Origin of the sequence: Ideonella azotifigens (assembly GCF_006519715.1) — a bacterium.
In the GTDB taxonomy this organism is placed as follows: domain Bacteria; phylum Pseudomonadota; class Gammaproteobacteria; order Burkholderiales; family Burkholderiaceae_C; genus Ideonella; species Ideonella azotifigens.
This window is the reverse complement of sequence record NZ_VIDT01000598.1, coordinates 1-3,425: the sequence shown is the minus strand read 5'-3', so window position 1 is coordinate 3,425 and position 3,425 is coordinate 1. Positions and strand designations below refer to the sequence as shown.

General features: G+C 68.2%; 3 protein-coding genes and 1 pseudogene. 1 reads left to right on the top strand and 3 read right to left on the bottom strand.

Features of this window, described 5'->3' with window-relative positions:
- Positions 1 to 130 precede the first annotated feature (130 nt).
- From FKP22_RS24735 to rfbB, 3 genes are read right to left on the bottom strand one after another with little or no spacing between them, the layout of a single operon-like run.
- The gene (locus FKP22_RS24735) at positions 131 to 1,105 is read right to left on the bottom strand and encodes a hypothetical protein (protein WP_141290313.1); all 975 of its coding nucleotides are present in this window, start codon (positions 1,103 to 1,105) and stop codon (positions 131 to 133) included.
- Positions 1,102 to 1,989, bottom strand: a complete 888-nt coding sequence (gene rfbD, locus FKP22_RS24730; protein ID WP_141290312.1) for a dTDP-4-dehydrorhamnose reductase — start codon at positions 1,987 to 1,989, stop codon at positions 1,102 to 1,104. The genes FKP22_RS24735 and rfbD overlap by 4 nt, the downstream gene beginning before the upstream one ends.
- Entirely contained in the window at positions 1,986 to 3,050 is a 1,065-nt protein-coding gene (gene rfbB / locus FKP22_RS24725) for a dTDP-glucose 4,6-dehydratase (RefSeq protein ID WP_141290311.1), read from the bottom strand. The genes rfbD and rfbB overlap by 4 nt, the downstream gene beginning before the upstream one ends.
- Before the next feature lie 100 nt (positions 3,051 to 3,150).
- Here rfbB and FKP22_RS24720 point away from each other — a divergent pair.
- Positions 3,151 to 3,425: pseudogene (locus FKP22_RS24720) on the top strand (hypothetical protein); the annotation flags it as partial.

Sequence of the window (3,425 nt, the reverse complement as noted above, 5' to 3'; positions counted from 1 at the left end):
CAAGCAAGCCTTCCCGCAACTCACGCAGCGCGGCGCGCACCAGCCGCTGCGCCGTGCCCGCTGGCAGCCCGGCCAACGCCTCGGGTTCGCTGGCCTGGATGCGTGCCAGCAGGTCTTCCAGTGTCATGATTCAGACCTCCGGCATGCGCCATTCGCCCAGCAGCTGACCGGTTTCGGCCACTGCAACGCGCACGCTGTCGCCCGGCTGCAGCGGCTTGGCGAACCGGTGCTCGAAGCCGACACAGCCTTCTCGCGGCGCATTCAGCAGGCGCAGCCGGGCCAGGTGTTGCGTGGCCAGCAGGTTCACCACCGGTTGGCTGTTGCGCTGCAGCTCAAGCGCCACCGGCCGCGTTTGTTCGGCCCAAAACGCGAAGCCGGACACCTGCTGCGCCGAGCATTCGCTGACAGCGCCGTTGGCAAAGGGCTGGCCGGCATCCAGGATTGCAAGCCGGCTGTCCAGCAGGCGGTTGGCGCGTGCGTAGAGCTGGCGCTCATCGCGCAACAGCGCGTCCACCTGCGCAGCCTGGCCAGGCGGGAGTTCGTAGAGCGGCTGCGTGACGCTTTCGCGCTGCGGGTTCTGGTTCAGCTGCTGCGGCTGCAGGTCCAACCCCAGGCTGGCGTTGAGCACCCGCAGGCTGTCGTCGTAGCGCTCGGTGATGCCGATCACGCCCAGCGCCTCCAGCGGCACGTTGGTCAACATGCGAGCCTGCAGGCCCGCACCTTGCGGCCGGCGCATGAATTCCTCGAAGGGCCGCGGCGTCTGCTCGCGGTTGATGTGCGCATGGTGCGACAGCAGCTGCGCCAGCGGCTCGCGCAGGAAGCTGACGATGCGCGTGGCCGGGAACAGCGGTGCATAACGCGGCAGCGGCACATGGCCAGCCAGCATCGCCACCTGGTCCTGCTGCAGCCGCTCGCGCAGACGGAACAGGTCATTGGCCTGGTGCGACAGCTCGGCCACACGCGCGGTGGTGTGCGGGTTGCCGACGCCATAGTCGAACTCGCAACCGTCTTCACCAAAGGCCTGCAGCGCCGCCTGGGTCAGACTGGTGCCGGCCGTCTTCGGCACGTGCACGAACAGCCACGGCGCCACCTTGCGCTCGCTCACGCCAGGATCTCGGCCAGCATGCGATCCACGCCCACCTGCCAGCGCGGCAGGCGCAGGCCGAAGGCGGTTTGCAGCTTGGTGGTGTCCAGCCGCGAGTTCAGCGGACGGGGCGCGGGCAACGGAAATTCCTGGGTGGGGATGGCCAGCACTTGGTCCGGCGCGACACGGATCGCCTTGCCATGCCGTCGCGCCCATTCGATGACGTGCGCGGCATAGCCATGCCAGCTGGTTTCGCCGCTGGCGCACAGGTGGTACAGGCCGGGCAGATCGGGCTGGTGTGCCAGCCGGCGCAAGGCATGGGCGCTGATGTCGGCCAGCAGCTCGGCACCGGTTGGCGCGCCAACCTGATCAGCCACCACCTTCAGCTGATCGCGCTCGGCAGCCAGCCGCAGCATGGTCTTGGCGAAGTTGCCGCCGCGCGCGGCGTAGACCCAGCTGGTGCGGAAGATCAGGTGGCGGCAGCCGCTGGCCTGGATGGCCTGTTCGCCGGCCAGCTTGGTGGCGCCGTAGACGCTGAGCGGACCGGTCGCCGAGGTTTCGTCCCGCGGCTGGTCGCCGCTGCCGTCGAAGACGTAATCGGTGCTGTAGTGGACCAGTGTGGCGCCCAGCGCTAGCGCCAGCTCGGCCAGCTGGGCCGGCGCCTGGGCATTCAGCCGACTGGCCAGCGCGGGTTCGCTCTCGGCCTTGTCGACGGCAGTGTGTGCGGCGGCATTGACGATCACGTCGGGCCTGAGTTCACGCACCGTGGCAGCCAAGGCATCGGCATCTGCAAGGTCGCCGCCTTGATGGCGGTCGCGCAGGTGCAGTTCGCCCAATGGCGCCAAAGCGCGTTGCAGCTCCCAGCCAACCTGGCCGTTCGGCCCCAGCAGCAAGATGCGGTTCATTCGCTGCGTCCGGTGTAGTTGGTCGCCAGCCAGTCGCGGTAGCTGCCACTTTGCACCTGCGCCACCCATTCGGGGTGATCCAGGTACCACTGCACCGTCTTGCGAATGCCGGTGTCGAAGGTTTCGGCCGGTCGCCAGCCGAGTTCACGTTCGATCTTGCGGGCGTCGATGGCGTAGCGGCGGTCGTGGCCGGGGCGGTCGGTGACGTAGGTGATCAGGCGGCTGTAGGGGCCGGCCGGGTCGGGACGCAGCTCGTCGAGCAGCGCGCAGACGGTCTTCACGATGTCGAGGTTGGCCTTCTCGTTCCATCCGCCAATGTTGTAGGTCTCACCCAGCCTGCCGCCGGCCAGCACCGCGCGGATGCCCGAGCAGTGGTCTTCGACGTACAGCCAGTCGCGGATCTGCTGGCCGTCGCCATAGACGGGCAGCGGCTTGCCGGCCAGTGCGTTGACGATCATCAGCGGGATCAGCTTCTCGGGGAAGTGATAGGGGCCGTAGTTGTTCGAGCAGTTGGTCGTGACCACCGGCAGGCCGTAGGTGTGGTGCCAGGCGCGCACCAGGTGGTCGCTGGCGGCCTTGCTGGCCGAGTACGGGCTGTTGGGCTCGTAGGCGTTCGTCTCGGCAAACGGCGGGTCGCTGGGCTTGAGGGAACCGTAGACCTCGTCGGTGCTGACGTGGTGGAAACGGAAAGCCGCCTTCTCGTCGCCCTGCAGGCTGCTCCAGTGGGCACGCGCGGCTTCCAGCAGCGTGAAGGTGCCGTCAACATTGGTCTTCATGAACGCGCCGGGGCCGTGGATGGAGCGGTCCACATGGCTCTCCGCGGCGAAATGCACGATGGCCCGCGGCCGGTGCGAGGCCAGCAGCTGGTCCATCAAGGCACGGTCGCAGATGTCGCCCTGCACAAAGGTGTGGCGCGCATCGCCTTGCAGCGAGGCCAGGTTGGCCAGGTTGCCGGCGTAGGTCAGCGCGTCCAGGTTGAGCACTGGCTCCTGGCTTTGTGCCAGCCAGGTGAGGACGAAATTGCTGCCGATGAAGCCGGCGCCGCCGGTCACAAGAATCATGGAATCTCCCGTTGCATGCTGCGAGTGCGCCCAGCCGGCGCCGCCCCGCGTCAGACCGCGATTGTCGCCAGAAACCGGTGGCCGACGCGACAATGCCACCGTGCCTGCCCCGCAAGACCTCACACCGCCTGCCATTCGTTTCCAGCGCTACACCGCGGCCGACGCCGCGCGCTGGAATGCCACCGTGGCCGCCAGCCCGACACAGAGCTTCCTGTTCGACCGCGGCTACATGGAGTACCACGCCGAGCGTTTCGACGAACACTCGCTGCTGGCCTGGCAGGGCGAGACGCTGCTGGCACTGCTGCCGGCGCACCGCGTGGGCGAACGGCTCGTCAGCCACGGGGGCCTGAGCTACGGCGGCTGGCTGCTGGCGCG

Excerpts from the sequence above, each read along its gene's own strand:
- rfbB (WP_141290311.1), bottom strand. The coding sequence starts at position 3,050 with ATGATTCTTGTGACCGGCGGCGCCGGCTTCATCGGCAGCAATTTCGTC.
- rfbD (WP_141290312.1), bottom strand. The coding sequence starts at position 1,989 with ATGAACCGCATCTTGCTGCTGGGGCCGAACGGCCAGGTTGGCTGGGAG.